The 24245-nt window shown below is 34.8% G+C and carries 26 protein-coding genes; 23 read left to right on the top strand and 3 right to left on the bottom strand.

Annotation, left to right across the window (positions count from 1 at the left end):
* Positions 1-106: 106 nt before the first annotated feature.
* The 12 genes from FHR85_RS04345 to FHR85_RS04290 all read left to right on the top strand — a co-directional run bounded on the left by FHR85_RS04345 (position 107) and on the right by FHR85_RS04290 (position 13081).
* Positions 107-934 carry a 3D domain-containing protein gene (locus FHR85_RS04345; protein ID WP_167261458.1) on the top strand — a complete coding sequence of 276 codons (828 nt, stop codon included), beginning with the start codon at positions 107-109 and terminating at the stop codon, positions 932-934.
* A gap of 767 nt (positions 935-1701) precedes the next feature.
* Complete coding sequence (locus tag FHR85_RS04340; protein WP_167261457.1) at positions 1702-3612, top strand: DNA adenine methylase; 1911 nt, start codon at positions 1702-1704, stop codon at positions 3610-3612.
* Entirely contained in the window at positions 3545-4729 is a 1185-nt protein-coding gene (locus tag FHR85_RS04335; protein WP_167261456.1) for an HNH endonuclease signature motif containing protein, read from the top strand. Before FHR85_RS04340 ends, FHR85_RS04335 begins: the two co-directional genes overlap by 68 nt.
* A gap of 1625 nt (positions 4730-6354) precedes the next feature.
* On the top strand, positions 6355-7320 hold the full coding sequence (locus tag FHR85_RS04330) for a DUF6731 family protein (RefSeq protein ID WP_167261455.1): 966 nt from the start codon (positions 6355-6357) through the stop codon (positions 7318-7320).
* Positions 7321-7341: 21 nt separating this feature from the next.
* On the top strand, positions 7342-8052 hold the full coding sequence (locus FHR85_RS04325; RefSeq protein ID WP_167261453.1) for a hypothetical protein: 711 nt from the start codon (positions 7342-7344) through the stop codon (positions 8050-8052).
* 425 nt (positions 8053-8477) lie between these two features.
* Positions 8478-9023, top strand: a complete 546-nt coding sequence (locus FHR85_RS04320; RefSeq protein WP_167261552.1) for a histidine phosphatase family protein — start codon at positions 8478-8480, stop codon at positions 9021-9023.
* A gap of 112 nt (positions 9024-9135) precedes the next feature.
* A complete protein-coding gene (locus FHR85_RS04315; RefSeq protein ID WP_243864150.1) occupies positions 9136-9354 on the top strand; it encodes a virulence RhuM family protein in 219 nt (72 codons plus the stop codon).
* Positions 9355-9993: 639 nt separating this feature from the next.
* Complete coding sequence (locus tag FHR85_RS04310; protein ID WP_167261451.1) at positions 9994-10665, top strand: phosphatase PAP2 family protein; 672 nt, start codon at positions 9994-9996, stop codon at positions 10663-10665.
* A 152-nt stretch (positions 10666-10817) separates the two neighbouring features.
* Positions 10818-11687 (top strand): DMT family transporter, encoded by an 870-nt coding sequence (locus tag FHR85_RS04305; protein ID WP_167261449.1) that lies wholly within the window; start codon positions 10818-10820, stop codon positions 11685-11687.
* Positions 11688-11896: 209 nt separating this feature from the next.
* The gene (locus tag FHR85_RS04300) at positions 11897-12373 is read left to right on the top strand and encodes a DUF2975 domain-containing protein (protein WP_167261447.1); all 477 of its coding nucleotides are present in this window, start codon (positions 11897-11899) and stop codon (positions 12371-12373) included.
* A gap of 10 nt (positions 12374-12383) precedes the next feature.
* Entirely contained in the window at positions 12384-12620 is a 237-nt protein-coding gene (locus FHR85_RS04295; RefSeq protein WP_167261445.1) for a helix-turn-helix domain-containing protein, read from the top strand.
* 257 nt (positions 12621-12877) lie between these two features.
* On the top strand, positions 12878-13081 hold the full coding sequence (locus FHR85_RS04290; RefSeq protein ID WP_279588346.1) for an EamA family transporter: 204 nt from the start codon (positions 12878-12880) through the stop codon (positions 13079-13081).
* A gap of 46 nt (positions 13082-13127) precedes the next feature.
* Here the strand turns inward: FHR85_RS04290 and FHR85_RS04285 are convergent, their stop codons facing one another.
* A complete protein-coding gene (locus tag FHR85_RS04285; RefSeq protein ID WP_243864149.1) occupies positions 13128-13559 on the bottom strand; it encodes a GNAT family N-acetyltransferase in 432 nt (143 codons plus the stop codon).
* A 712-nt stretch (positions 13560-14271) separates the two neighbouring features.
* On the opposite strand from FHR85_RS04285, the gene FHR85_RS04280 reads away from it, so the two are divergent.
* Positions 14272-15597: a DUF2254 domain-containing protein gene (locus tag FHR85_RS04280; protein ID WP_167261441.1), complete on the top strand. Its 1326-nt coding sequence runs from the start codon at positions 14272-14274 to the stop codon at positions 15595-15597.
* A gap of 48 nt (positions 15598-15645) precedes the next feature.
* Here the strand turns inward: FHR85_RS04280 and FHR85_RS04275 are convergent, their stop codons facing one another.
* The gene (locus FHR85_RS04275; protein ID WP_167261439.1) at positions 15646-16392 is read right to left on the bottom strand and encodes a class I SAM-dependent methyltransferase; all 747 of its coding nucleotides are present in this window, start codon (positions 16390-16392) and stop codon (positions 15646-15648) included.
* A 331-nt stretch (positions 16393-16723) separates the two neighbouring features.
* On the opposite strand from FHR85_RS04275, the gene FHR85_RS04270 reads away from it, so the two are divergent.
* The 3 genes from FHR85_RS04270 to FHR85_RS04260 are packed head-to-tail and all read left to right on the top strand — an operon-like array spanning position 16724 to position 18544.
* A complete protein-coding gene (locus FHR85_RS04270) occupies positions 16724-17260 on the top strand; it encodes a helix-turn-helix domain-containing protein (RefSeq protein WP_167261437.1) in 537 nt (178 codons plus the stop codon).
* Positions 17261-17288: 28 nt separating this feature from the next.
* Positions 17289-17642, top strand: a complete 354-nt coding sequence (locus FHR85_RS04265; RefSeq protein ID WP_167261435.1) for a hypothetical protein — start codon at positions 17289-17291, stop codon at positions 17640-17642.
* Positions 17643-17668: 26 nt separating this feature from the next.
* Positions 17669-18544, top strand: a complete 876-nt coding sequence (locus tag FHR85_RS04260; protein WP_167261433.1) for a CPBP family intramembrane glutamic endopeptidase — start codon at positions 17669-17671, stop codon at positions 18542-18544.
* A gap of 109 nt (positions 18545-18653) precedes the next feature.
* On the opposite strand, the gene FHR85_RS04255 is transcribed toward FHR85_RS04260, so the two are convergent.
* Positions 18654-18839 (bottom strand): small, acid-soluble spore protein, H family, encoded by a 186-nt coding sequence (locus FHR85_RS04255; RefSeq protein ID WP_167261431.1) that lies wholly within the window; start codon positions 18837-18839, stop codon positions 18654-18656.
* A gap of 259 nt (positions 18840-19098) precedes the next feature.
* Between FHR85_RS04255 and wrbA the strand changes: the two genes are divergently transcribed.
* From wrbA to FHR85_RS04220, 7 genes are all read left to right on the top strand, one after another.
* Positions 19099-19704 carry an NAD(P)H:quinone oxidoreductase gene (wrbA, locus tag FHR85_RS04250; RefSeq protein WP_167261547.1) on the top strand — a complete coding sequence of 202 codons (606 nt, stop codon included), beginning with the start codon at positions 19099-19101 and terminating at the stop codon, positions 19702-19704.
* A gap of 161 nt (positions 19705-19865) precedes the next feature.
* Positions 19866-20642, top strand: coding sequence for an OsmC family protein (locus tag FHR85_RS04245; RefSeq protein WP_167261429.1), 777 nt, complete (start codon positions 19866-19868; stop codon positions 20640-20642).
* 74 nt (positions 20643-20716) lie between these two features.
* Positions 20717-21388, top strand: coding sequence for a GOLPH3/VPS74 family protein (locus tag FHR85_RS04240; RefSeq protein WP_167261427.1), 672 nt, complete (start codon positions 20717-20719; stop codon positions 21386-21388).
* 95 nt (positions 21389-21483) lie between these two features.
* Positions 21484-21948 (top strand): pyridoxamine 5'-phosphate oxidase family protein, encoded by a 465-nt coding sequence (locus FHR85_RS04235; protein WP_167261425.1) that lies wholly within the window; start codon positions 21484-21486, stop codon positions 21946-21948.
* A 131-nt stretch (positions 21949-22079) separates the two neighbouring features.
* Positions 22080-22742, top strand: coding sequence for a GntR family transcriptional regulator (locus FHR85_RS04230; protein WP_167261423.1), 663 nt, complete (start codon positions 22080-22082; stop codon positions 22740-22742).
* 27 nt (positions 22743-22769) lie between these two features.
* Positions 22770-23441 (top strand): DUF2848 family protein, encoded by a 672-nt coding sequence (locus FHR85_RS04225; protein WP_167261421.1) that lies wholly within the window; start codon positions 22770-22772, stop codon positions 23439-23441.
* Positions 23441-24244, top strand: coding sequence for a carbon-nitrogen family hydrolase (locus tag FHR85_RS04220; RefSeq protein ID WP_167261419.1), 804 nt, complete (start codon positions 23441-23443; stop codon positions 24242-24244). Before FHR85_RS04225 ends, FHR85_RS04220 begins: the two co-directional genes overlap by 1 nt.
* Position 24245 lies beyond the last annotated feature (1 nt).

Genomic DNA, 24245 nt, shown 5'->3' with positions numbered 1-24245 from the left:
CTTATTGGAAAAATCTCGTCATAAACACTTAACGCGCCTGTAACCACAAAGCCTGTCACAACGTGTTATGATGTGGCTTGTAAGACATTAAAGGAGGGAAACACCCATGAAAAAACTAGTAGCTTCAATTGCTACAGGTGTTATTATTGCGGGCGCTACAGCAACTACAGCATCTGCAGCAGGTTATGAAGTAGAATCAGGCGATACGCTTTGGGGCATCGCAAAAGAAAATAGCACAACAGTAGAAAATATAGTTGATATAAACGATTTAGATACAACGACAATCTATCCTAGTCAAACGCTAGAGCTTGATAATTCCAATGCTGTTGAATCATATACAGTTGAGAGTGGCGATACATTATTCGCCATCGGTCAAGAACATGGTGTATCGGTAAATGAACTTAAGCAATGGAACGAGCTTAATTCAGATCTCATTATCGTTGGACAAGAACTTAATCTAGATGGTGCTAATGTACAACAAAGTACAAATGAATCAACGTCTGCATCAGCTGACAGTTCATCCAATGAATCTAGTCAATCTCAGGAAACAGCTGAACAAGACACATCAGATGACGTTCAACACACATCTAGCAACAATAATGAATCGTCAGAAGAACAGTCTTCTTCACAGAATGACCCAGAAGGACGAACAATCTCAGTATCAGCAACAGCCTATACAGCTGATTGCGCAGGATGCACAGGTGTGACAGCAACTGGCGTCGACCTAAATGCTAATCCAAACAAGAAAGTAATCGCTGTTGATCCAGACGTGATTCCATTAGGTACAAAAGTTCACGTTGAAGGCTATGGTACTGCTATTGCTGCAGATACTGGTGGCGCTATTAACGGCAACAAGATTGACGTACACGTACCAAACAAAAGTGAAGCATACGAGTGGGGCGTCCGCACAGTCGATGTAACAATCATTGAGTAATCACTCGATCTAACAATCGAAGAGAATAGTTAAGAGTTTTTAAGAAGCGCAGTACTTGCCAGGTAGAGTGGTAAAGGTACTGCGCTTTTTTTAATGGATAATAGTTAATTAAAAAAATATATTAATAAACCAAAGCTTTGAAAAAACAGACTATAGGTTGGTTATTAATTAAGCTTATTTCAGAAATTAATCAATAAAATAGAATTAAATTGTGCATTTTTCGTGCGGTTCATAACTGTTTGAAAGGGCTTGATTTTAAGTATTGATGTCTCTTTCATCGAAATTAGAACTGCTCTAAATTTCGATACATTAAGATTTTTCGATATCGATAAAATACAACGCATGGGGGTTCAATGTTTCTTATAATAGGGCCATTCTATTACCATTTCAATAGCATTTTATGTTGCTCAAATATTGAGCCTAAACTATCTTGTACTATTCTGTGTGTGTAAATATAACCAATTATGCATGATAGTATGTATGTTAATTTCGGATTAGTGCGTTTTATCGGACTATAACCTCGTGTTAAAATTTATTAAGTTAACATAATTGAACACTTGAAAGTTTATTACATATCTACATAATTTATTAATGAGAAAAACTAAGTTTGTTATGCTAAACTTTTATTATCTATCGTTTCTTTTGTAAATATACTTATTTAAATTTCGCTTCTTATTCAAGTGTACTTAAGAGATGGTTAGATTAAAGCAATTTAAATAATGTATTTACTCACAAGTAGTTATTTACAACAAGGAAGGTGCAATTGAATGCGATTTATTGGAAATAAAGAATCAATAGTTACTGAAATTTATGAGATCTTGGAAAATGAAGGCCTGATAGATAAAGGATATACTTTTTTTGATGCTTTTTCAGGTACGGGTTCAGTGTCAGATTATCTCAAAGATGCCTTTAACCTTAAAGCTAATGATCTACTTTCTTGGTGTTCCACTTACACTAGAGGAAGGATAATGGAGAATAAAGTGAATTTCAAAAACCTGGGATTTGATCCGTTTGAATTTTTAAATAGCAACGAAAATATTGTGGAAGGTTTTTTCTATAAAAATTATTCACCAGCAGCATCTGAAAGAATGTATTTTAATGAAAAAAATGCTGGCAGAATAGACTATTTTAGAATAACTATTGAAGATTGGTACAATGAAAAACTAATAGATTATAATGAGTATTGTTATTTATTAGCTTGTTTAATTGAATCTATTTCTACAGTAGCTAATACAGCTGGGGTTTATGGTGCGTTTCTGAAGAAGTGGGATCCTAGGGCTGTAAAAGATATTGAGTTTATTAAGATTGATTCGTTTAATAAAGATGTAAAGATGGAGTATGAATTTTTTAATTCAAAAGTAGAGGATATTATTGAAGACGTTGAATGTGACGTATTATATCTTGACCCTCCTTATACTCAAAACCAATACGGAACCCAATATCATTTATTAGAAACTTTGGTATTATACGATAACCCAACAATAAGTCCTGTTACTGGGTCAAGAAAAACAGCCCCAATGAGGTCAGATTGGTCAAAGAACTACAAGTCGCATATATTATTAGATAAAATATTAGCTAAAACTAAGGCTAAGTATATACTTCTTAGCTATAATAATGATGGATTTTTATCAAAACAATTTATTGAGGCCAGTTTAAAGAGGTATGGAAAAAAAGAGACTTATCAATGTAAAGAAATATCTTATAAAAAGTATAGTAACTGGAAAACAAAAAAGAAAAATGAACACTTTGAATATCTATACTTTATTGAAAAGAAAGATTTATCAGATGTTACTTATGAGTCACCGTTAAATTATACTGGTAGTAAATATAGATTAATAGATGAAATTAAAAAATTAATTCCAGATGAATCTGATAAATTTTTTGATTTATTTGGAGGTGGTTTTAACGTAGGTGTAAATATGAAACATGATAAAGTCATATACAATGATACTAATTGGATAATAAAAGATTTAGTTGAATCTTTTAAAAAGTATGATACTTATGATTATTTAATGTATATAAAAAGAATAGAAAAGAAATTCGGTCTAGAAATAGCCAACTCTGAAAGTTATATAAAAGCTAGAAATTATTATAATGAACTCCCGTTTAAAAAACGCGATCCTCGTCTTTTATTTACAATCATTCTATATGGTTTTCAACAACAAATAAGGTTTAATAGTAAATATGAATTTAATAATCCGGTAGGTATGAGGTGGTTTAATGATAAAGTACTCGAAAAAATGGTGAGCTTCTCTAGAGTTTTAAAAGATAGCCATTACGAGTTTTATTATAAGGATTATAAAGAATTAGAAAGTGAAATTGATAAATATTCATTTGTCTATATGGACCCTCCATACCTTTTTACAACTGGTGCTTATAATGATGGAAAAAGAGGTTTTAATGGATGGGATGTACAACAAGAACAAGAACTTATGAATTTCGCAGATAGAATCAACAGTAAAGGGACAAAATTCATGATTTCTTACGTTCTTGAACATAAAGGTGAAATTAATGATTATATGAAATCTTGGATAGAAAAGAATAATTATAAAATTATAGAATTAAAACCTATACCAGGCCGGAAAAGAAAAGAGGTTGTTATATTAAATTATGAGCTATTCTCAAAAGCCCCACTTCGTAGTGAAAAACAATTCCCAGAAAGGGGGCTACAAGTATGAAGATATTCTTACCGAAAATGTTCTACAAGATGTGTGTCAAAAAATAACAGGTGTATTTGATTATACCTTAGAGTTTGATAATGAGGGGTATAATAAAGGAAGGTTAGCAACTCTGCACTATAATGGTGCTAAACATTTTATTTCTTTTTCAGAGACTGGACAGATTAGTGGACGTAACTATTTTTTTCAAAGTATTACAACAGCCTTAGTATCTTTTTTCAAAGAAAGTAGTATGAATAAAGAGATTCACTTTTACTTTCTGGATCTAACAGGTAATGTAGAAACGAAGTACTACACTTTTTTGTACCGGGTTATGGCTACAGCTGGAGTTAGATTTTTAAACCCAGAGAAAATTTTAAATACAAAGATCAATAATTTCAATTCTATTGACGACTTAATAGCCGTAAAAGAACAAGTTAGGAATACTAACAGATCTAATAATTCTACTTACTTGATACAAGAACAAGAAGGAACTACAGAGATTTATGCAAAAACATATGGAGCAAACAAAAAAGAATCTGTACTAATAACCATGGCTGCATCAATTTTATCAGAGTATGTATATTTATTCGAAGTGAGTGAACAAGGTTTAAGATCTTTACCTAGACCTGATACTGAAGCTTTGAAAAAATTGCAGAATATAAAAATTATCACTACCGATATCACTATGGAAAGAAGAGAGTTTGAACAAAATAATAGTTTGAGGTCCCCTAAATTTATTTACAATTTACTTGATAGACTAGGACCCAAAAAATGCGCCTTGTGCGATTGTGAGATTCCACAACTAATTGAAGGAGCTCACATATGGCCAGTTGCAGATATCAAAAACACCTCTTTAACTTTTGATGAGAAATTAGAGTGTGCTACAGATGGGAATAATGGTATTTGGTTATGTGAGAATCATCACTCAATGTACGATCAGGGTATTCTTGCGATTTGCAAGGATGGGTCTGTTATGTATGACAATGACTTAAAAGATAGTGACAAGGGTTTTATATCCAAGGTCACGGAGGCTAGATCACTATCAAATTCAATTTCCAATTCGTACGTACTGGAATACTTAGAAAAAAGGTACCAAAATCAACACTTTTTAAATAAAACTTATGTTGAGTTGTAAATAAGGTTGTAGATTAAATTATTCAATGAAAACAAAAAGTTGTTTTTCATATATAACTTAATCTATATGTATTAAATGTTCTAAAAAATACCGATAATAGAAGCGTTTTATTATAATGTTAGTTCTTAAAGCTAGTGTATAATGAAACGCTTTTTATTATTTCAGTACTGCGAAAATGATAATAAGTGTTTGAAAGTGTAAATTTAGGTATTAATAACTACTATTCATTGTTTTTGAAGTCATTAATTTCATATAGCAGGTAACATGTTATAGATAAGTAGCTAGTTTTTATTAAAGAAACGTAAAGAATAAAAAGTAATAGGTGTTAATCTATCCAATAGTTTTCTTAATGAGTTAATCTATTGAGGCATAGTAAAAAACTTATTTTTCTATTTTTTGATATAATAAGCAATTTTGGTTTTACTGTAAACTAGAATTAGGCAATTTCCGTAAATATGATTAAACAGTTAAGCAGTACACTTTGAAAGACGGTGGTTTTAGAAAGAAAACCGTCATGGGTAATTTACGAGATCCCTGTATTTACCAGTTTGAAATTCTTGAATATTTTTCCACTGTATTCCTTGTCCTTATTAACAGCTCTAGTAATATCCATTTCAATTTCATACTTCAATTACAATTAAATGATATGTTGTTTTAAGGTTATCACTTCTAATTCATTCCCAAACTTATATGATATTAGCTTATACAAGGTCATCTAATATAGTGATAAAAATGTTTTGTTCATCTAGAAAATTAGGCTAAGTTTAAAGTAAACTACTGTTTTTGAGTGAAAAAGAACAAAATAAGTGTCTGTTTGAATAAAAACTTAATTTGTCATTTTAATTAATATAATTATAATTAAAATTGTGATTGATGCTGTGTATTCAAACTGAAAGGAGAAATGGACTTAAATAAATATGGTGTTAATTCGTTTGGATAAACAGAAGAGTAATAATAACATTTCATACACAACATTTTAATCCAGTAAAAAATTAAATTGCTGTTAAGATGATGTATTCAAATGCTTTAAACATTCACAAAATTATAGTTTTAACTAACAAAGGAGTTGTTACACATGGTTAAGGAAAATGTTTATCATGGAACAGATTGTTCCTGGTGCCTTGAAAAAATTGGTGGGAATGAAAAAGTGGCTTTATTGGAAAAAGAAATAATCGTGCATGAAACGTGTTATAACACTTTATATAAATATCTAGCAATAGACAGTTTATATCGAAAACTTAAAATGTAGTGTTAAGTATTCTATTTATGTATATCCCCCCTTGTAAAAGCCATATTCCATTTGTCAGTGCTTCAAAATAGTTATAATCCTTTTTTGAAAAGCGACATTCGACCAAAGGTTTAGTAGATATTAGAAAGGAACCAGGTTGATCTGTCGAAATGAATTAAAAAAGAGGCTAGTTATATCCGATAGGGGGGGAAACATTTTAATAACAAAACAGATTAAATCCATGTCATCAGCTACAAGGGTTTTACAAAAAATCTAATTTAATCTATGAATATGGTATTAGGATGTAATATCATTAAATTTTTGTAAAAGTTTGAGTAATATTTGATTATTCTGTATGATTGTTTTAAAGATATTCTTTCTCTAGGAGGACTATTTGATGGAAAAAACATTTTATTACTACAATTGCTTTATTACACATAATGATGATATTACCAATATTCATTTAAGTGAGATGTTAGATGACATAATTGTTAGGGACCCAGCACAGCGGTTGAAGAATGTTAAGCAAGGATACATATGTCTTATGAACATGAAGGATCCTAACACTAACAACAATGATTCCAATGATAGAAAATTAGTCTTTGGAAAATTCCGTGATAATAAACCTTTTTTGAGTACAGTTGGAACTGATCGTATAGATGAAATAGATGATGATGTTGTAGAAATCACATCTGTCTTTTATAGGAGGAATAGCAGGCTATTAATTGTGGAGTATAACCATCATGGTGCTAGACCAAATGCACTTCAAAATTACCTATCTTCATTCCTTCCTAATAATGAAGATGATAATTGGGCAGTTTATTTAGAGCCCATAGAATCTAACCTGGGCTTCCAAGATATACAAAATTCAAATGATATCAAGAGAGTTGACTTTAGAATTGACTTAACGAGTAGAACAAGAAATCTTTATTTAGAAGATTCTAATGAGAGTGTTATAGGTGATGTATTAAGTAACACTATAGAAACCCATAATAGTTTTGGAGCTAACGTTGCTTATGTAGGTTTTGGCAACGGAAGAAAGAAAAAAGATGTAATTGACCCAGTACAACTTGTGAATTTATTAAGAGGTCTCGATCTAGATGGAGATATCTTCGAGTCTGTTAAGGTGAAGTATACAAGTCCAATGACTGGAAGTGTAGAAGAAGTGGATGTGAAGGATGTAGGAGTTCTTAAAATAATAAGAGATGTTGAAGGTTCAGGATGGGAGAACATTACAGACTTCTTAGAAATAGAATTTTATCAGGAAGGAAGAGTTGGCGAGAATACTTATAACGAATATACTTATGAACCAGATGAGTTACCTGAACTAATTATTAACCATATAGATCAACATCCAAATTGATTTTAAGAAGGTGGCATCATAATGAGAAAAATTAAAATCACTAAAGATAAGGTTTTTTATTGGTTTGAAAATAGATCTATTATCTATCTTATTTCATTACTTTTTGCCTTCTTTTTTATAAATCATTATTTATATGTTTTTGATATTAAGCTTCATAGCGAAAAAGCTGAAATGTTTTTACAAAATGATGTTAGATCGGCTGTTGAAAATATGGAAAGTTCATTACTAACTATTGCAGCTATCTTCATTGGTATATATGTGACTGTGTTCACTTTATTAGGGAGTATAAAAGTGGATTCTGTATTTGCCTTTTTAAATGAGAAAACTTTTAAAAGGTTGATAATTTTTATTAGGAATGCCTTTATTGCTTCGTTTGTTTACTTACTTTTAATAATGGGACTAGAAGTTGTTTACTCAGATGATGAAATAATCCCGTTAAGGTATATTCTCTTGAATATGTTAATTGTTATTTATATGTTTTTAACTGCCTTGCGTCTTGGTATTATTCTATATATATCATTTGATAAAGATTTGGACGATTTACATAGCAATATACGGAAACATAGACAGAAGCGCAGAGAAGTAAAAGAACTTCAACTTAGAGTTGAAAAGTTTTTGGATGATTTTGAGAGAGAAAAGCAACAAGAAAAAAATAATCATATAAGCGAAGTGATTAGAAATAGAGAAGAAGAAAAACAACAAAAAAAAGATGATGAAAAATCTTTTGAGTAATAAAACACCTACACCACTTATAACAGACAAAAAATTTATTTCCAATCATTATACGATGTTATAAAGGGTTCTAGTTGTATTTTTCTCTTGCAAAATACAGGAACTACTTAGTATTAAACCATCCCTTATATAATAAGGAAAGTCACACTTTTTTGACATTAAACTTTTTAAACTTATTTAATTATACCATCAAAGTCTATTCCTCTGTAATTTGATTTTATACCATTAATAAAGTTTTGTATTATTTCTAACTGTTAAACGATGAGTCAATAGAATTCTACCTTCCTATCGTATAATGATAGCTAAACGATGGAATAAAATTTATTTTATTTAATTTAAATGGAAGTGAAAAGATATATTTTATGAGAGGCTTATAATATGTCATTTAATTTAGTCTTAATCAGACACGGGAATCAGAAGCAGACATACCACCAGTTAGACATGAAGGACAAGCAGATTACCCTTTAACGAACAGAGGACGTGAACAGATCAAAAAGCTTAGTGAATTCACTACAGGCAATTATTCTTTTGATCGTATTTATTCGAGTACATTGAAACGTGCGAAAGAATCAGCAGAAATCATTAATCATGATATGAATAGTGAATTAGTTGTCCTAGATGAGTTAATGGAAATGAGCAATGGAGTTCTAGCAGCTATGACTAAGGAAGAAGCGAAAATTAAGTATCCATTACCAAGGGATAGGAGAGCACACGAGTCTGTAGAAGAAGGAGAAAGCCTTATCGATTTTAAATATCGTATAGAGAACATACTCTCAAAAATAAAAGCTGAAGCTGAAAGAGAAGAGTTGGCGCAAATTTGCATCGTTGGGCATGGTGGAACCATTTCAATTATGATCCAATTGCTTTTACAGACACCTTCATTTAAACATGGGTTTATGAATAGTGATGCGGGAATTTCAGACCTTACTGTTCATAGTGACAGGGTAATAGTTAATTTCCTGAATCGTTAATTATAATCACTTGATATAATTATTAATCTATGAGGGAACGTACGTTCTTGTTTTGTGTGATATTATGCTATAATAGTCATAACAAAACTGTTCGAAAAGGAGAGGTTGGCTGATGGAATATGAATCAGATATTCTTATATACCAAACAGAAGATGGTCATACGAAGATCGATGTTAGATTAGAAGATGAAACGGTTTGGATGACACAGAAGGGGATTGCGGAGCTTTATCAAAAAGGTGTTAATACAATTAATGAGCATATTAAAAATATTTATGCTGATGGTGAATTGTCTGAATCAGCAACTATTCGGGAAAACCGAATAGTTCGATAGCGAGTGGAGCAACAAACGAATGATGATTTTGAGGCGTTTCTTGAAAGCCGAAATTTGAAGAAGTAGTCTGCTTAGTTATGGGTTGGACAACGAAGAAATGTAACGTTTTTTGTAATAATTTCTACAGGGCATATATTTTGTAAGTACTTTGTTCTCCAGAACACTGTATCTAATTATTTAAATTCATATGTTTGGGATTGGCTAGCTGAATCGGTTGGATAAATTGCACAAGGGACAGTTTGGGCCCTATTATAAAAAGAAATAGGTGGTACATATATCATGAATAAAAAATCTATCTTAACCTTTTTTCTAGTTTTTGCTGTTTTACAAGTAACAGAAGGGTTAAACTTAGGAAGTAATTGGCTCGTTACTACATTAGTTCAATTTGTAATTTGCTTTGTAATTTTTATTGTTTTTTCACTAATGTGGACAAGAATTACAAAGAAAAAATCTTAAGAAAATAAATAAAAAAGAAGATCGTTATCATTAATTAATGATAGCGATCTTCTTTGTATTCTAATTGGACAGGACTATTTTGAAGAACTATTAGAACGTATTGTGCTTTAGAATCACGTGTTTCATAACGATTTCTGCAGGGCATATATTTTGTAAGTATGTTCGTTCTAAGGAGGCCTCTAGATGCGCATCACTTCAATTGATTTTCAAGCCCTATCGCGAAAGTCTTTAGCTTTGATGTTAACTGGATTTGTCGCATTGTTCGTCTCGTTTTACATCTTTCTTTCACTGGCAGATGATGTATGGGAGGATGAGTCGTTTAAGCTCGATGCGATGGTTAATCAGTTTATTGTGTCGTTTAATACGCCTTGGTTAACAGATATGATGGGTTACATTACGGAAACGGGATCTGTTCCGTGGCTTACAGTTGCGACGATTTTGGTTGTTGCGTATTTAGTGCTGTTAACTGACAAAAGTTACTGGGTGGCGACTTTTTTAGTGATTAATATGTTAGGAATTAGCGGTTTGACGAAAGGATTGAAGTTATTATTTGAACGTCAGCGCCCGGAAACGCTTGAACAGTTTGATGGGACGGGTTTTAGTTTCCCTAGTGGCCATTCGACGGGAGCGATTACGTTTTATGGCTTTATGATCTATTTAATTGTCATTAGCAAGCTAAGCAAAGGGTGGAAGTGGGTAATTAATGGATTTCTTACGACATGGATCCTGTTAGTCGCCTTGAGTCGTGTGTTTGTTGGTGTGCATTATGTGACAGATATTATTGCTGGTTTAGCCATTGGGTTAGCGTGGTTACTCATATGTGTCACTGGTTTGGTGTTGTTGCGACGCCGCTAAATAAAAATTTCAGAAAAACATTATTTTTTCGTTTAATACCTTTTTAATCGTGGGTATAGGTTAGGCAGCTGGATGACGTATGCATAACCAAGTTATGAGGTGAATATGATAATTGCGATGATTCAGCACGATTTGCGATTAGGAGGGTAGCGATGCGATTTGCGGGTGTCGGGTTAGTAATGCTAGCTGCTATATGTTGGGGTATAACCGGCGGAATTGCCGATATATTAATGTCTAAAGGGTGGAGCCCATTAGTCATTTCGTTTTACCGAGGGGCAATCGGGGTTGTCTTTTTTGTTATATGGTTAATGTTTTATTTTAGGCGAAAATGGTTTATCTCACGCCGATTTTTTATCTGGTCGTTTTTAGCTGGTATTGGTGTGGCAGGTAATTTCACATTTTATTTCCTCAGTATTCAATCCTCAAGTATCGCAGTTGGTGCGACGCTCATGTATACCGCACCTATTTTCGTTCTATTAATTTCCTTTGTCTTAAAATTAGAACGTTCCACATGGTTTAAATGGGGTTGTATTGCCTCAGTTCTAGTCGGGATCGCTCTTCTCACAGGTGCCTACAATCCTAGTGCGATTTCCGTAAGTCTTATCGGTGTGTTAGCAGGGCTTGCCTCAGGTATTTCCTATGCTGTGTTTATTTTCGGTTTCAAAAATGCTGCCTCACTTGGAAAATCACCGATGACTCTAACGTTTGCTTTCCTCTCATTTTGTTTCGTTTTATTCTTTTTTATAGACCTTGAAGAAGCGGCAAATGTCGCCACTTCGAGTGATATTGGTTGGTTTCTGTTGTTAGGTGTTCTTGGCGCTGGTGTCTCATTTATCATCTATTTAGTCGGACTTCGTATGACAGCTCCCACAACAGCTTCGATGGTCGCAATGCTTGAACCTGTGACGGCTTCATTATTTGGTGTTCTTCTCCTGGGGGATCATTTAGGACTTATTCAACTTCTGGGTATGATGCTGATTTTAGTGACAGTGATGTTATTAAGTGTGAAGCAGTCAGATTAATAGTTAGGGTAAGCCTTTTTTAAAATAATAATGGATAAGTAGAACTTTTGATCCATTTATAACATCTTATACCTATGGATAGAGAGAAAAATCAAGCTTTTTAAATACTGAAGGCCTCAACATTTATCTCTATTCGAATAATATTTATTGATTATCAATAAATGAAGTGATAATCTTTTATATAGTATTTATTAAATGAGGTGTTTAGTATGAAAAAGCATTCTACATTAATTTTAAAACTGACTGTTACTCTGATCAGTTTGCCAGTATTGATTGTGTCAATACTAGGAGGTTACTGGTTAATGCAAAATCCAGTCAATCCAGATTTCGCACATATCCTTTATCCCATTTTGATTGGGGTTTTTGTTTCGGTCATACCATTTATTTTCGCCTTGATTCAGGCTATGAAATTATTAAATTATATTGACCATCATCAAGCATTTTCTGATAAGACGGTTTCAGCTCTTAATAAAATAAAATTATGTGCCATTGTAATTAGCGGAATTTATATATTAATATTACCTTTTGTTTATTGGTTAGCGGAAATAGATGATGCTCCAGGATTGATTTTAATTGGAATGGCTTTTGCCTTTGCAGCATTTGTTGTTGCAGTGTTTGCTGCGTTACTTCAAAAGCTACTAACGCAAGCCATTATGATTAAAACTGAAAATGATTTAACAGTCTGAGGTGAGTGATATGACAATCAGAATAAATATTGATGTTATGCTAGCTAAGAGGAAAATGAGCGTGACTGAGTTGTCTGAACAAGTCGGGATTACCATGGCTAACTTGTCCATCTTAAAAAATGGTAAAGCCAAGGCGATTAGATTTTCTACTTTAGAAAATATATGTAAAGCATTAAACTGTCAGCCAGGAGACATTATTGAGTACTTACCTGATGGCGATTCAGGTAACAGCACTCAAATTAACTAATTGTGTTACAGATCAATAGGTATAACGTAATGTAAAACGTTAATCATCGATTCAAACGGGTATAATAAGTATATGTAAGAATGAAATCTATCGTGATTATTACCACTACCGGCAACAGCTGAATTGTTAAAGTTATTATAAAGAAGATTCCAAACATGAACAACATGCGAATCTGGGGCAATATGAGCGGTAGTTTTTGGTTTTGCCAGCGATTTACAGCCTGTTAGCATTCCTCATTGCTACATTAACTTACATCGTTGACAACATGTTTATTCCTAGAGCTTCGTATGACAGCTCCTACAACAGCTTTTATAGTTGCGATGCTAGAGCCTGTCACAGCTTCACTATTCGGTGTTCTGCTTTTGGGCAATCATTTAGGCCTCGTTCAACTGCATGGGATGGTGCTAATCTTATCGACGGTGATGCTACTGAGTGTGAAGCAGTTAGATAAATGTGTTTAGTTCATTCATGCAAGCCCTGGAATTTTCTGCAGGGCTTTTAATAGCCCTATGACGATAATAGTTTATAGAAACCCGTTGCTTTTCCTTCAAAACCTAGATTCGTATAAAATTGGTGAGCATCAGCTCGTTCCCCGCGATTGCCACTATTTAATACGAGTCTACCTGCACCTTGTTGTTTTGCCCATTTTTCAGCTTCTTGGATTAACTCTTGGCCAATACCTTGTTTTCGGTAATGGGAATCCACGACTAACGCGACTATCCGTACATAATCGTCATTCTTTTCGTAATGATAACCTAAGATCATACCAATCATCCCCACAACCATGCCATGACGTTCAGCTACTTGCGTGTTATACATTGGGTTAGAATTGATTTTATTTAATCGATGTGCCATGTCTTGCTCGTTTGTAGGGTAACCTAATTCACCCATTAACTTAGTTATTGCAGATAAATCTGTCTGTTGAGCAGGTCTAATCATTTTCGTGCCTCCTTATTAGCTTAACTAACTGATTAAATAAAAATTGTAAGATGAAGTGTTGATACTATAATACTTAAAAATTTATCAAAATGAAACAAGAATTATCTTATCAGAATACCTTGTACTTTAGGCTTTTGACTTCCTGTTATCAATCATAGATGATAAGACTCATGAACTGCTTCATGAGTCTTATAAAAATGAAACATATTAGTTTGAATAAGGGGAAGATTAAGCGATGTCGTTTATTCATCGTTATCCATTTATGTCATTTTTTCTAATTGCCTTTGGTTGGAGTTGGTTGAGTAATTATGTTGGTTATTAACCATATGGCTTGTCTCAGTACACAGCGATTCAGTTTATTTTGTACCTTGTGACAGTTGTTGGTTTATCTTTGATCTTTACTTGGGTATATAATGGTAGTGGTGGTGTTATCTTATTGCCGATTTTGGCTCATGCAACTGCAAACCTTTCATCGTTTACAACGACCTCATGAAATGTGTCAGAAGCAGTGACATCAATCGCAAACATCTTACATCCAATGTCATTTGTGGTAGTTGGGTTGATCCTACTTGTGATTCAAAATCAATTTCGACCACGTAGATTGACTTAAAAAATGGCGATCTTTTTCAAATATACATCATTCATTCATCATAGCTTGAAATATTGCAGATCAATATCATAGAGGTCCGCCAATCAAAAGGAGATTTTAAACATGAACACAATGCGAATATGGGTCAATATGCGCGATAGCTTTTGGTTTTTACCAGCCATATATAGCCTGCTAGCGCTTATAGTCGTGACCTTTACCAACTCAATCGATAGTCTATACATTCCAACTATTAAAGACCAAATTTCATCGACCCTATTGGTTGGCAGTAGTACAGCTTCCAGTCTTTATAGCTCACTCATTACGGCAATCTTAACGATGACGACCATTAGTTTCTCTACGATTATGGTAGTGTTAACGACTTACTCAACTCAGTTCTCACCACGAACTTTACAAGACTTTATGAAGAGTCGTGTAACTCAACATGTATTAGGTGTATTTTCATTTGGATTTATTTATACGCTGATTAATCTTTTAATGCTAAGATCTGATGGACCTAAAGGAATGGTCGTACCATTTTCAACCGTATTAATTGCTATTATTTCACTTGGATTCTTTCTATTATTTATTCACCATGCATCACGTTATTTACAGGTGAACAATCTGATCGGTCAGATTCGCGAGGATGCATCTACACTAATTCATAATACATTTCGTGAGAAAAGTTACACTGAAGCAACCGAGTGGGACGAGGATGAAGTGAATGGGTGGAAACAGTATACCAGTCATATTGTGAGAGCGAATCAATCTGGTTATCTTCAAGGAATCGAAATAGAAGGGTTGCTCCAATTTGCTAAGCAACATGAATTATTACTCTCTTCAGTTTATCAAGTGGGTGATTATGTACAAAAAGGGGCACCAGCCTTTTATTACTGGAAGAAAAACGGAGAAGAAGCAGACGAGTCTGTAAAAGATTGCAATCGTTACACTCTAATTGGTAATGAACGCACAGACGTCCAAGATATTGAATTTTCGGTACAAAAACTTGTAGAAATAGCTGTGAAGGCGACTTCTCCAAGTATTAATGACCCTCATACAGCCGTTAACTGTATTAATCGAATAGGCTCATTTTTATCAGAGTTGGCTTCTGTCCATCAGCCGATTCGTTATTATGGAGATCAGGATGGGCATTTGCGTTTCATGATGGAACCGAAGAAATTCGAGGACTATCTATATAAGAGTTTCTACCAAATTCGTTTATACGGCAAGAAAGACTTAACGGTTATGGATGAAATGCTTCAAGCGCTTTATCGAATTGCGATTACGAACGAAGATCATATCAAGCGAGACACATGGACGTTTGCGAAATACGTTATGGAATCGACTGATATTGAGGAAATGCATGAACTTGATTATGAACGATTTTATCAAACATGTTGGAAAATAGCAGAAGTATGTGACGAAGAGCTTCCGGAGAATATGGATAAGTAAACTAAAAATAGAGAGATGGCCAGCGCCATCTCTCTATTTTTTTGCTAATTAACGTTTTACCATGCCATAAAATACATAACTAAAATCATTCGAGTAATCGTGATAAAGTTTGATTTCTTGGCGGAACATAGTTACGACTTCTAAAGCGTCTGAGACATTTGAATATTGTTGTTCTAATGATTTCAGGTTTGCTTCAAGAGGATTGTAATAACCCTCTGTCCAATCTTCTTTAGGTAAAACAAATGAAAATTGATAATCATAATGATGTTCGATGATTTGATTAATTTTGTTGGGAATCGTATCAATGTCAGGGTAATCTTCTTCCCAAAATGCTCTAATTTCAGATGACGGGTTGTCATGCAACCATGACACCTCACTGCAGATTAAATAGCCACCTGGTTTTAATAGAGACTTCCACTGTTCTAACCCTGTTTGAAAACCTGCAATATAAATTGAGCCCTCAGCCCAAATAAGATCGAATGATTCCGGTTGGAAGGCCATTTCGAACATGGACATATTAATAGTAGTGATTCGATTGTCTAAACCTTGACGCTTTGCTTTAGCCGTTAAGTCATCCAAAAATGGTTGATGCTGATCAATTGCTGTAATATGCGCATGAGGAAATTGTTTAGCTAGCTCCAACGTTTGGGCACCCTTTCCGCAACCGATATCGAGTATTTGGAGAGTGTTAAGCTTATTAAAGCTAACTAATGAAGCAGCCTTTTGAGTTGATTGTGTACTGCCAGGTGCTAAGCGTGTTAAGCCTTCAAATGCTTCGTAAAAATATTGTTCCATGGGTAGTGAATCTCCTTTTTCATTAAGTTATGAGTGAAGTATTCCTACCAGCTCTAAACAATTGCTACACATACAATAACCTCCTTTATGGTATGGCAATATTATTAGTTAGTCATCCAAGATTGTCAATGTTTTGCTTCGAAAGCATAAAGGTTACTTTACTTTAAAAGCAGACAATCATATTTTCGATTGATATTTCCCGGGAAATTTTTCGACAAGAAAAGCGTTCATTTAGTTAATTGATGTCGATTTGCAACCATTTTCGGAAAACACATTGAAATTCCTTAGCCTTATTGTTATCATTTTATAAAATGATAATGGAGTTGGTGACATGAAGGACAAAGCTGATTTAATGTTGCATCCTGTACGTATGCGGATTCTTCAAGAATTGTTTCTTAAGAAAGATACACCGATGACGATTGGTGATATTTTATATGCATTAGGTGATGTTTCACAGGCAACATTGTATCGTCACATGAATCTGTTACTCGAGGGAGATTTTATTAAAGTGGTCGATACTCGAAAAGTAAAAGGAACTCAAGAGCGTTTATTCGGATTGAATCAAGATTACTTACAGATTAACGAGACTGATATTGAAAATATTTCACAAGAAAATCATGTGCTTCATTTTTCATCTTTTCAGAGTTTCTTATTCGAACAGGCAACGTCGTATCTGCAAAATCAAACGCCAGATAACTATCAAGAAGACGGTTTTTCATATTGGATAACACCGCTCAATCTTTCGGATAAGGAGTTTGAAGAACTGAACCGATCGATGTATGAATTGATTAAACAATATGCTGATAATGAATTAACTCAAGATCGAACGACGAGAGTTTTTGGAGGTGCATTTATTCCTAAGAAATAATAATAAATAGGGAGGTGATTGTATCGGTGTGCAAGTTGAGTTAAGAGATGATGTAGTGTTGTTAAACATATCAGGATGGACATCATTGTTCACATTTCGAAAAACATTAACTATTCCTTATGAATCAATTGTAGATGTAGCTAAAACAGACTATCGATTACCTTTAACAGCCATAAGAAGAACTGGAATTAGAATGCCACATTATAAAGGAGGTCATTTTAATACGTCAGGGGAGAAGCACTTTGTTTCATTCCATGATGAAAATCGTGTGGTTGTCCTTCATTTGCAATCACACGAATTCGACAAAGTCGTTGTTGAAAGTAAAAACCCAGATCAATTAATTAAACATCTAATAGAACAGACACCTCAGTTAAATAATTAAAATTTTAATAGTTAGGTGTGAATGTTATGCAAAAAAAGAAATTATTATTATTTTGTCTTTGGCTTTATGGATTAAGTTTTACGCTTGGCGCATTAGTTTTTGGTATTATACTTGATGAAGGAAGTTCGCAAATCAGTGTCGCAAAACCTTTTTACATGCTACTACCTTTAGTGAGTGTGATTATTGTTGAAAAGGTTTTATATAAAAAGCCTTTTCTGAAGAAATTATTATTGCCATTCCGTCCTAATAAATGGTGGCTGTATGCAATGATGATTCCTTTATTCCTAATAGGATTCACGGTGATCGTTGCTTTAATTGTTCCAGGAACCTCGTTAGATTTGCAGATGACAAGTTACATAGAAGGTCATGCTTCTGTTCCTGATGCCTTGAGCGAACAATCAGTTTGGATTCTTTTAGTGCAAGGGTTTTTAGCGGGCATCACCATTAATGCTATATTTAGTGTTGGTGAAGAAGTTGGTTGGAGAGGCTTTTTATTAAAAGAGTTCGGGGACTTAGGTTTTTGGAAAGCTTCGTCTTTAATTGGTTTATTATGGGGAGTATGGCATGCACCACTTATTATTTTCGCAGGGCACAATTATCCAAGTGCTCCGATGTTAGGTGTTGTGATGATGACGGTATTTTGTATACTTCTAACGCCATTATTGTCTTATGTAACAATTAAAGCTCAATCCATTTGGCCAGCTGCTTTATTTCATGGTGTCGTGAATGGTACAACATCTATTGGTATGATGGTTGTTGCAGGAGGTCATTCGGAGTTGATTAATGGACTGACGGGAGTTTATGGGTTTGTCGTACTTATCATCGTGAATATTATATTATTTGTCAAAATACGAAACACTGTTGAAGCAGACTATCAGGAGCTTGTTCAGAGCTGGACTTAATTAAGAAAAAGATAGAGCGGTAGCGGTTTAATCGATTTAAATAACATTTTAATAAATTGTACAGCAAAAATTAACACGAGCCTCTTTTAACTAGAGGCTCGTGTTTTTATTAATCTTCTTCAGTTAACTCTGTTAAGTCAACTTCAAATTCTTTCGGTTCATCTTCGTTCACATAAAAAATAGTTGCTTTTTGAGTGTCGTCGTTAACTTCTTTGACGTAAACGTATTTGCCGTTGTAAACGACGTCTCGCATATTTGGATCATCTTTAATGTCTTTTGCTTGCATTAAGTTCATAAGTTATTCCTCCTTACCAAAATCCTTATTCTACCATTACCGAAATAGACTGCGTTCAAACATGTAATATCAAAAAGATTTATATTGCTTAAGCAAATATCTTGAATTAAAGATAATGTTGTATTATGGTAGTGAATGTGTGAAAAACATCACACCGTTTTATAAATTCTTGAACCAGGAAGGGGCAAGAGTTTTGGGGTTAATTAGTAAGTTGTTTGGTAAGAATAATGAAGAACAAGAAACAAAGGAGAATGATCAAATGTCAAACGTAAAATTAGCTGTTATTTTTTATAGTATGAGTGGCACAAACTACCAACTAGCTAAATGGGCAAAAGAAGGCGCAGAAGCACAAGGCGCTGAGGTTAGAGTACTTAAAGTTGAGGAATTAGCACCTCAATCAGCGATCGAAGAAAATGAAGCATGGAAGGCAACTGTTGAAGCAACATCTGACGTACCTGTAGCGACATCAGATGATATCGAATGGGCAGATGCTATGATCTTTAGTACCCCAACTCGTTTTGGTAACTTACCTGCTCAAATGAAACAGTTCCTAGATATGCAAGGCGCACTTTGGGCAACTGGTAAAACAGTTAATAAAGTGGTGAGTGGTATGAGTTCTGCCCAAAACCCTCACGGTGGCCAAGAAGCGACGATCTTGTCACTATATACGTCCATGATGCACTGGGGCGCGATTATCGCATCACCAGGTTATTCAGACGGCTCGATCTTTGCTGCTGGCGGTAACCCATATGGCACGAGCGTAACAATCGATCAAGATGGCAATATGACAGAAGATGCTGAAGAAGCTGTTAAACATCAGGCAAAACGTACTGTATCTGTTGCTGAAGGTGTTAAGCACATATAAATAACGAATGATTATAGAAGGTCTAACTTTTTGGGTTAGGCCTTCTTTTTTTGGGGAATGTCACTAACAGATGGATGGTTCGAGCTAAAATCACATTCATTAAGATATTGATATTTTGTTATATAGTGATAAAAAGGGTTTAAACAAGGAGATGAAGCAGGATGAAAGAGTTATCTTTTGAAACGACATTAAGTTGGTCAGGTGCAGACGAAAATGGAGAGGGTACGTTAAATATAGGGGAAGAATCGGTTGTCGTCTCTGGGCCAGAGAATATGGGTGGTAAAGGCGTTGGTGCTAGTCCAGAAGAACTGTTAGTCAGTGCCATTGCAACTTGTTATAGTGAAACGTTATCGAGTTTATTAACGAATGAGGGTTTAACGTTTCAGACCTTAGCAATACAGGCAGAAGGTATTGTATCAGAATTGCCTAAAGATAGCAGTTTTAAAAGAATTACGATTCATCCAACGATTATTGGCGCTGATGAAGAGCGTTATAATACGTATAAAGAAATTGCCTCAGATGCTCGGGATAAATGTTTTGTTGGCCAAGCGATTAAAGGAAATATGGAATACCTAGTCGGTAATGTTCACTTGGTTAATCAATTATTAGATCAGAATCAAATCGATGAATTGGTCGAAACGTTTTATCAGCGTTTAATAGACATTCCGGCTTTTCAATCATTATTTCAAGAACGAGATGTTGATGTAGAGAAATTAAAGGAACGTCAGAAGACATTCCTTGCTCAAGTGGCGGATGAAGGCGAAGATCAAGAGGCGCTTCTAGAGCAAGTCCAACAACGCCATACGTTTGATACGAACTCTGAACGAAGCCAAATGTGGTTAGACACGATGCGTGAGACGTTACATGATATGGAGCTTTCTCCTGAACTTAGTGATCGATTTATGAATAAAGTAAACGATTTGTTTAATCGCATGTAATGAAATAAGTTTTTAGAGAATTAAGACTAATTTCATGTTATAATTAGGCAACTAAAATAGACAGGAGGCTCGCCATGCTATTACCTGAACGGTTGTTGTTATTAGGAACAAAGCGTGAAAAAGGGACGATTCCTATGTCGGTAGCAACTCGGATGACTTATGGATTAGCAGGAGCAACATTAATGGAACTGGCTTTCCGCGAAAAGCTTGATATTAGTAAAAAGCAGCTGCATGTGGTCGATGCGGAACCAACAGGAATTTCGTATCTTGATGATGCTTTAAACGAAATCAATCGATCCAAGAAACCACGTAAAGCAAAGCACTGGGTGCAGAAGTTGGGTCGCAAACGGTTGCAGTTACAAATTTATGAGCGTTTAGTTGAAGAAGGTGTCGTTCGTGATGACACAGAGCAATTCTTAGGTATTTTCCCGATACGACGTTATCCAATCGAACAACCAGCGGTATTAGAAGAACTCATGAGTGAGGTAAGAGAAACAACGTTTACAGAGGACTTGGAACAGTTAGAGGATTCTCGTATCGTATCTTTGCTAGGACTCATTCATGTTTGCGAGTTACGGAAATTCTTGTTTGCAAAAGAAGATCAAAAAGAAGCGAAAAAACGCTTGAAAGCAATCATGGAAAGCGATGTGCTCGCACGGTCGGTTTCTGAAGCGGTGCAAGCCGTTGAAACAGCTGTGATGGGAGCTGTCGCAGGTGCGGCGGTTGCTTCGAGTTCTTCCTCATAATTGTACTAAGAAGCAGTTGAAGGAAATGATTATAGAAAAGTTCAGCAGTCTCTGAACAGTGAAGGCAAATTGATAAATAAAAAGAGTGGACAAAAATGAAGGTAATTGCAGACCGTCATAAAAGTTTTGAATTAGAAGAACTACTTGAAAAGCCACTGTTTGCACATCTTGCAACGGTGGAAAATGATTTACCTAAAGACACGCCTTGTTGGTTTCATTGGGAAGATGGGCACTTGTGGATCATAGGAACCCCATCTGATACGTTTCCTAATAGGATCAAACAACATCCAAAATGTTCGATTGGAATCATTGATTTTTATCCTTACACTGGCTTGGTATTGCATGCTGGTTTTAGAGGGACTGCAACAGTTGAACGCTTCGATGAAACCATTGCTAATAAGTTATTGTCACGTTATTTGGGACCAAACGAAACTGATTGGCCTCCACGCTTTAGACAGATAGATAGAAACAGTGTGTTGGTTAAGTTCAAGCCTGATACAGTGGTGGTTAGAGATCAATCTTATTCATTACCAAGCAACGGTGATGTTTACACATTTTAATGAACTAGAAAACAGGTAGATACGGTCTACCTGTTTTTATTTTGTTCAAATAAAATTTTAAAATTGTTTGACAATAAAGCGCTTACATAATATAGTGTGTGATGTATACATCATACATAGAGGTGGATGTTATGAGTAAATTTGATTTAAAACCAATTCAAAAAAACAAAACATCAAAAGAGTTAGTCTACGATGAATTAAAAAGTGCAATCTTACACGGAACAATTCCTAAAGATGAATTAATTACGGAGATATCGTTGTCCAAATCATTTGATGTCTCAAGAACACCAGTCCGAGAAAGTCTGGCGGAATTAACGAAAGAAGGATTATTAGAACATGAACAGAGGAAGGGGTTCAAAGTAAGGCATATTTCTGAAAATGAAAAAGAACAGATTATTTATTTAAGGAAATCAATGGAGAAAGAAGGCGTTCGGAAGTTAGCTCCGATTATTACTGAAGAACAAATTCAAGAGCTTGATGATATCTTATCTGAACAGGAAGATGCGGCTCAAAATGATGATCGGTTACGCAATATCGAGCTTGACCAAATGTTTCATAAAACAATACTAGAATTTGCTGAGCAAAATATGTTCAAAAAGATCTTTATCGATCTGCATAACTTAACGAGAGTGATTGGTCATGAAGCGTTGATGAAGCCGGGCCGTATGGAAGAAGTTATTAAAGAACACCGAGCTATATTAGAAGGTTTACAAGAACAAGATGAGCATATAGCTATGGACAAGCTAGACTATCACTTAAGCAATACAGAAACGGTTGTTAAAAATATTAAGTAACAACTAGGCATGGAGGTAGAAGTCATAATGTATCAATTCAACTTAAACTATCAAGGGGAAAAAACACCTGTCAATCTCTCGGAAGTGTATTGCATTGGCTACACAGGGCGTAATAAGGAAAAAACGTTAGAGCATATTAAAGAGCTTAAAGAGATGGGAATCCCTGAACCAAGCCAAGTCCCAGCGTTGTACCCGATTAGATTAACAAGCTTGAATCAACTAGGCCAAATGGATGTAATCGGTGGCAAATCAAGTGGAGAAGCTGAAATTGTATTGATTTTCGGTGACGAGACTTATATCACAGTTGGTAGTGACCATACCGATAGAGGTTTAGAGACAGTCGATATTAACAAGTCCAAGCAAGTTTGTGACAAACCATTCGCTAATGATGTTTGGAAATTATCAGACGTTCAAGATCATTGGGACCAACTAGAATTATCATCTGACATTTACGTAGATGGTGAATGGGTTCCTTATCAGCACCATGATTTAACAGCAATTATTCCATACGAAGAAATAAAAGATTACTTGAATCAAAATGATGTGCCTTTGCAGGGGTCGATAGTATTCGCAGGCACGGTTCCTTTACTGGATGGTTTTAAATTCGGAGAGAAATTCAAGATGCGCTTGAAAGATCCAGTTTTTAACAAACAGATTGAAACTGAATATACCATTAACCAAATTGCAGGTGAATCATAATGAACTTCTCAGTTTTTCAAATGGATATAGCCCCAGGGGATCCAGAGGCAAACAGACAGAATCTTGTTAAATGGATTGAACGTGATATTGAGGAAAATAGTCCAGACACAATTGTGATTCCCGAAATGTGGACGACAGCTTATACATTACCCGAATTAGAGGATATAGCTGATCAAGATGGTGAACCTACCATTCCATTCTTACAAGATTTAGCTCAAAAACACCATGTGAATATCGTGGGTGGATCTATAGCAAATAAAAAAGAAGGAGGGATTTATAACACGGCTGTGGTGATCAACCGTGAAGGTGACTTAGTTTATCAATATGATAAGGCGCACTTAGTGCCTATGTTAAATGAACATCATTATCTCACAGGGGGTGAGAAGGCAGCAGAGGTATTTGAATTAGATGGCGTCAAATTCGGTTTAATCATTTGTTATGATTTAAGATTTCCAGAACTGATTAGACCTTTAGCATTAGAAGGGGCTCAGGTACTATGTGTCGTGGCGGAATGGCCAGCTGCTCGTAGGAAACATTGGCGAAACTTACAAATTGCTAGAGCGATTGAAAATCAAATGTACGTTGTTTCGAGTAATCGAATCGGTGAATATGATGGTCAAGAATTTAGTGGCAATTCCATGGTTGTCGACCCGTGGGGAGATGTCTTGGCAGAAGGTAGCAATAGTCAGGAAGAAACGTTGAGCTTAAGACTAGAGTTAGAAAAGGTGAAAAAGGTAAGGCACGATGTTCCGATTTTCGATAGTCGGGTACCTGAAATTTATAAAAAAGATAGAGGAGTGTAGA

Origin of the sequence: Alkalibacillus almallahensis (genome assembly GCF_011761495.1) — a bacterium.
In the GTDB taxonomy this organism is placed as follows: domain Bacteria; phylum Bacillota; class Bacilli; order Bacillales; family Alkalibacillaceae; genus Alkalibacillus; species Alkalibacillus almallahensis.
The sequence above is the reverse complement of the archived record's forward strand: the minus strand, read 5'-3'. Positions and strand labels throughout refer to the sequence as shown.

What these genes read in the sequence shown, in the direction of transcription:
- FHR85_RS04280 (WP_167261441.1), top strand. Translation starts at nt 14,272, where the DNA reads ATGAACACAATGCGAATATGGGTCAATATGCGCGATAGCTTTTGGTTT.
- FHR85_RS04300 (WP_167261447.1), top strand. Translation starts at nt 11,897, where the DNA reads ATGAAAAAGCATTCTACATTAATTTTAAAACTGACTGTTACTCTGATC.
- FHR85_RS04335 (WP_167261456.1), top strand. Translation starts at nt 3,545, where the DNA reads ATGAGCTATTCTCAAAAGCCCCACTTCGTAGTGAAAAACAATTCCCAG.
- FHR85_RS04315 (WP_243864150.1), top strand. Translation starts at nt 9,136, where the DNA reads ATGGAATATGAATCAGATATTCTTATATACCAAACAGAAGATGGTCAT.
- FHR85_RS04230 (WP_167261423.1), top strand. Translation starts at nt 22,080, where the DNA reads ATGAGTAAATTTGATTTAAAACCAATTCAAAAAAACAAAACATCAAAA.
- FHR85_RS04340 (WP_167261457.1), top strand. Translation starts at nt 1,702, where the DNA reads ATGCGATTTATTGGAAATAAAGAATCAATAGTTACTGAAATTTATGAG.
- wrbA (WP_167261547.1), top strand. Translation starts at nt 19,099, where the DNA reads ATGTCAAACGTAAAATTAGCTGTTATTTTTTATAGTATGAGTGGCACA.
- FHR85_RS04260 (WP_167261433.1), top strand. Translation starts at nt 17,669, where the DNA reads ATGCAAAAAAAGAAATTATTATTATTTTGTCTTTGGCTTTATGGATTA.
- FHR85_RS04275 (WP_167261439.1), bottom strand. Translation starts at nt 16,392, where the DNA reads ATGGAACAATATTTTTACGAAGCATTTGAAGGCTTAACACGCTTAGCA.
- FHR85_RS04325 (WP_167261453.1), top strand. Translation starts at nt 7,342, where the DNA reads ATGAGAAAAATTAAAATCACTAAAGATAAGGTTTTTTATTGGTTTGAA.
- FHR85_RS04225 (WP_167261421.1), top strand. Translation starts at nt 22,770, where the DNA reads ATGTATCAATTCAACTTAAACTATCAAGGGGAAAAAACACCTGTCAAT.
- FHR85_RS04245 (WP_167261429.1), top strand. Translation starts at nt 19,866, where the DNA reads ATGAAAGAGTTATCTTTTGAAACGACATTAAGTTGGTCAGGTGCAGAC.
- FHR85_RS04310 (WP_167261451.1), top strand. Translation starts at nt 9,994, where the DNA reads ATGCGCATCACTTCAATTGATTTTCAAGCCCTATCGCGAAAGTCTTTA.
- FHR85_RS04330 (WP_167261455.1), top strand. Translation starts at nt 6,355, where the DNA reads ATGGAAAAAACATTTTATTACTACAATTGCTTTATTACACATAATGAT.
- FHR85_RS04220 (WP_167261419.1), top strand. Translation starts at nt 23,441, where the DNA reads ATGAACTTCTCAGTTTTTCAAATGGATATAGCCCCAGGGGATCCAGAG.
- FHR85_RS04255 (WP_167261431.1), bottom strand. Translation starts at nt 18,839, where the DNA reads ATGAACTTAATGCAAGCAAAAGACATTAAAGATGATCCAAATATGCGA.
- FHR85_RS04295 (WP_167261445.1), top strand. Translation starts at nt 12,384, where the DNA reads ATGACAATCAGAATAAATATTGATGTTATGCTAGCTAAGAGGAAAATG.
- FHR85_RS04305 (WP_167261449.1), top strand. Translation starts at nt 10,818, where the DNA reads ATGCGATTTGCGGGTGTCGGGTTAGTAATGCTAGCTGCTATATGTTGG.
- FHR85_RS04235 (WP_167261425.1), top strand. Translation starts at nt 21,484, where the DNA reads ATGAAGGTAATTGCAGACCGTCATAAAAGTTTTGAATTAGAAGAACTA.
- FHR85_RS04240 (WP_167261427.1), top strand. Translation starts at nt 20,717, where the DNA reads ATGCTATTACCTGAACGGTTGTTGTTATTAGGAACAAAGCGTGAAAAA.
- FHR85_RS04345 (WP_167261458.1), top strand. Translation starts at nt 107, where the DNA reads ATGAAAAAACTAGTAGCTTCAATTGCTACAGGTGTTATTATTGCGGGC.
- FHR85_RS04285 (WP_243864149.1), bottom strand. Translation starts at nt 13,559, where the DNA reads ATGATTAGACCTGCTCAACAGACAGATTTATCTGCAATAACTAAGTTA.
- FHR85_RS04270 (WP_167261437.1), top strand. Translation starts at nt 16,724, where the DNA reads ATGAAGGACAAAGCTGATTTAATGTTGCATCCTGTACGTATGCGGATT.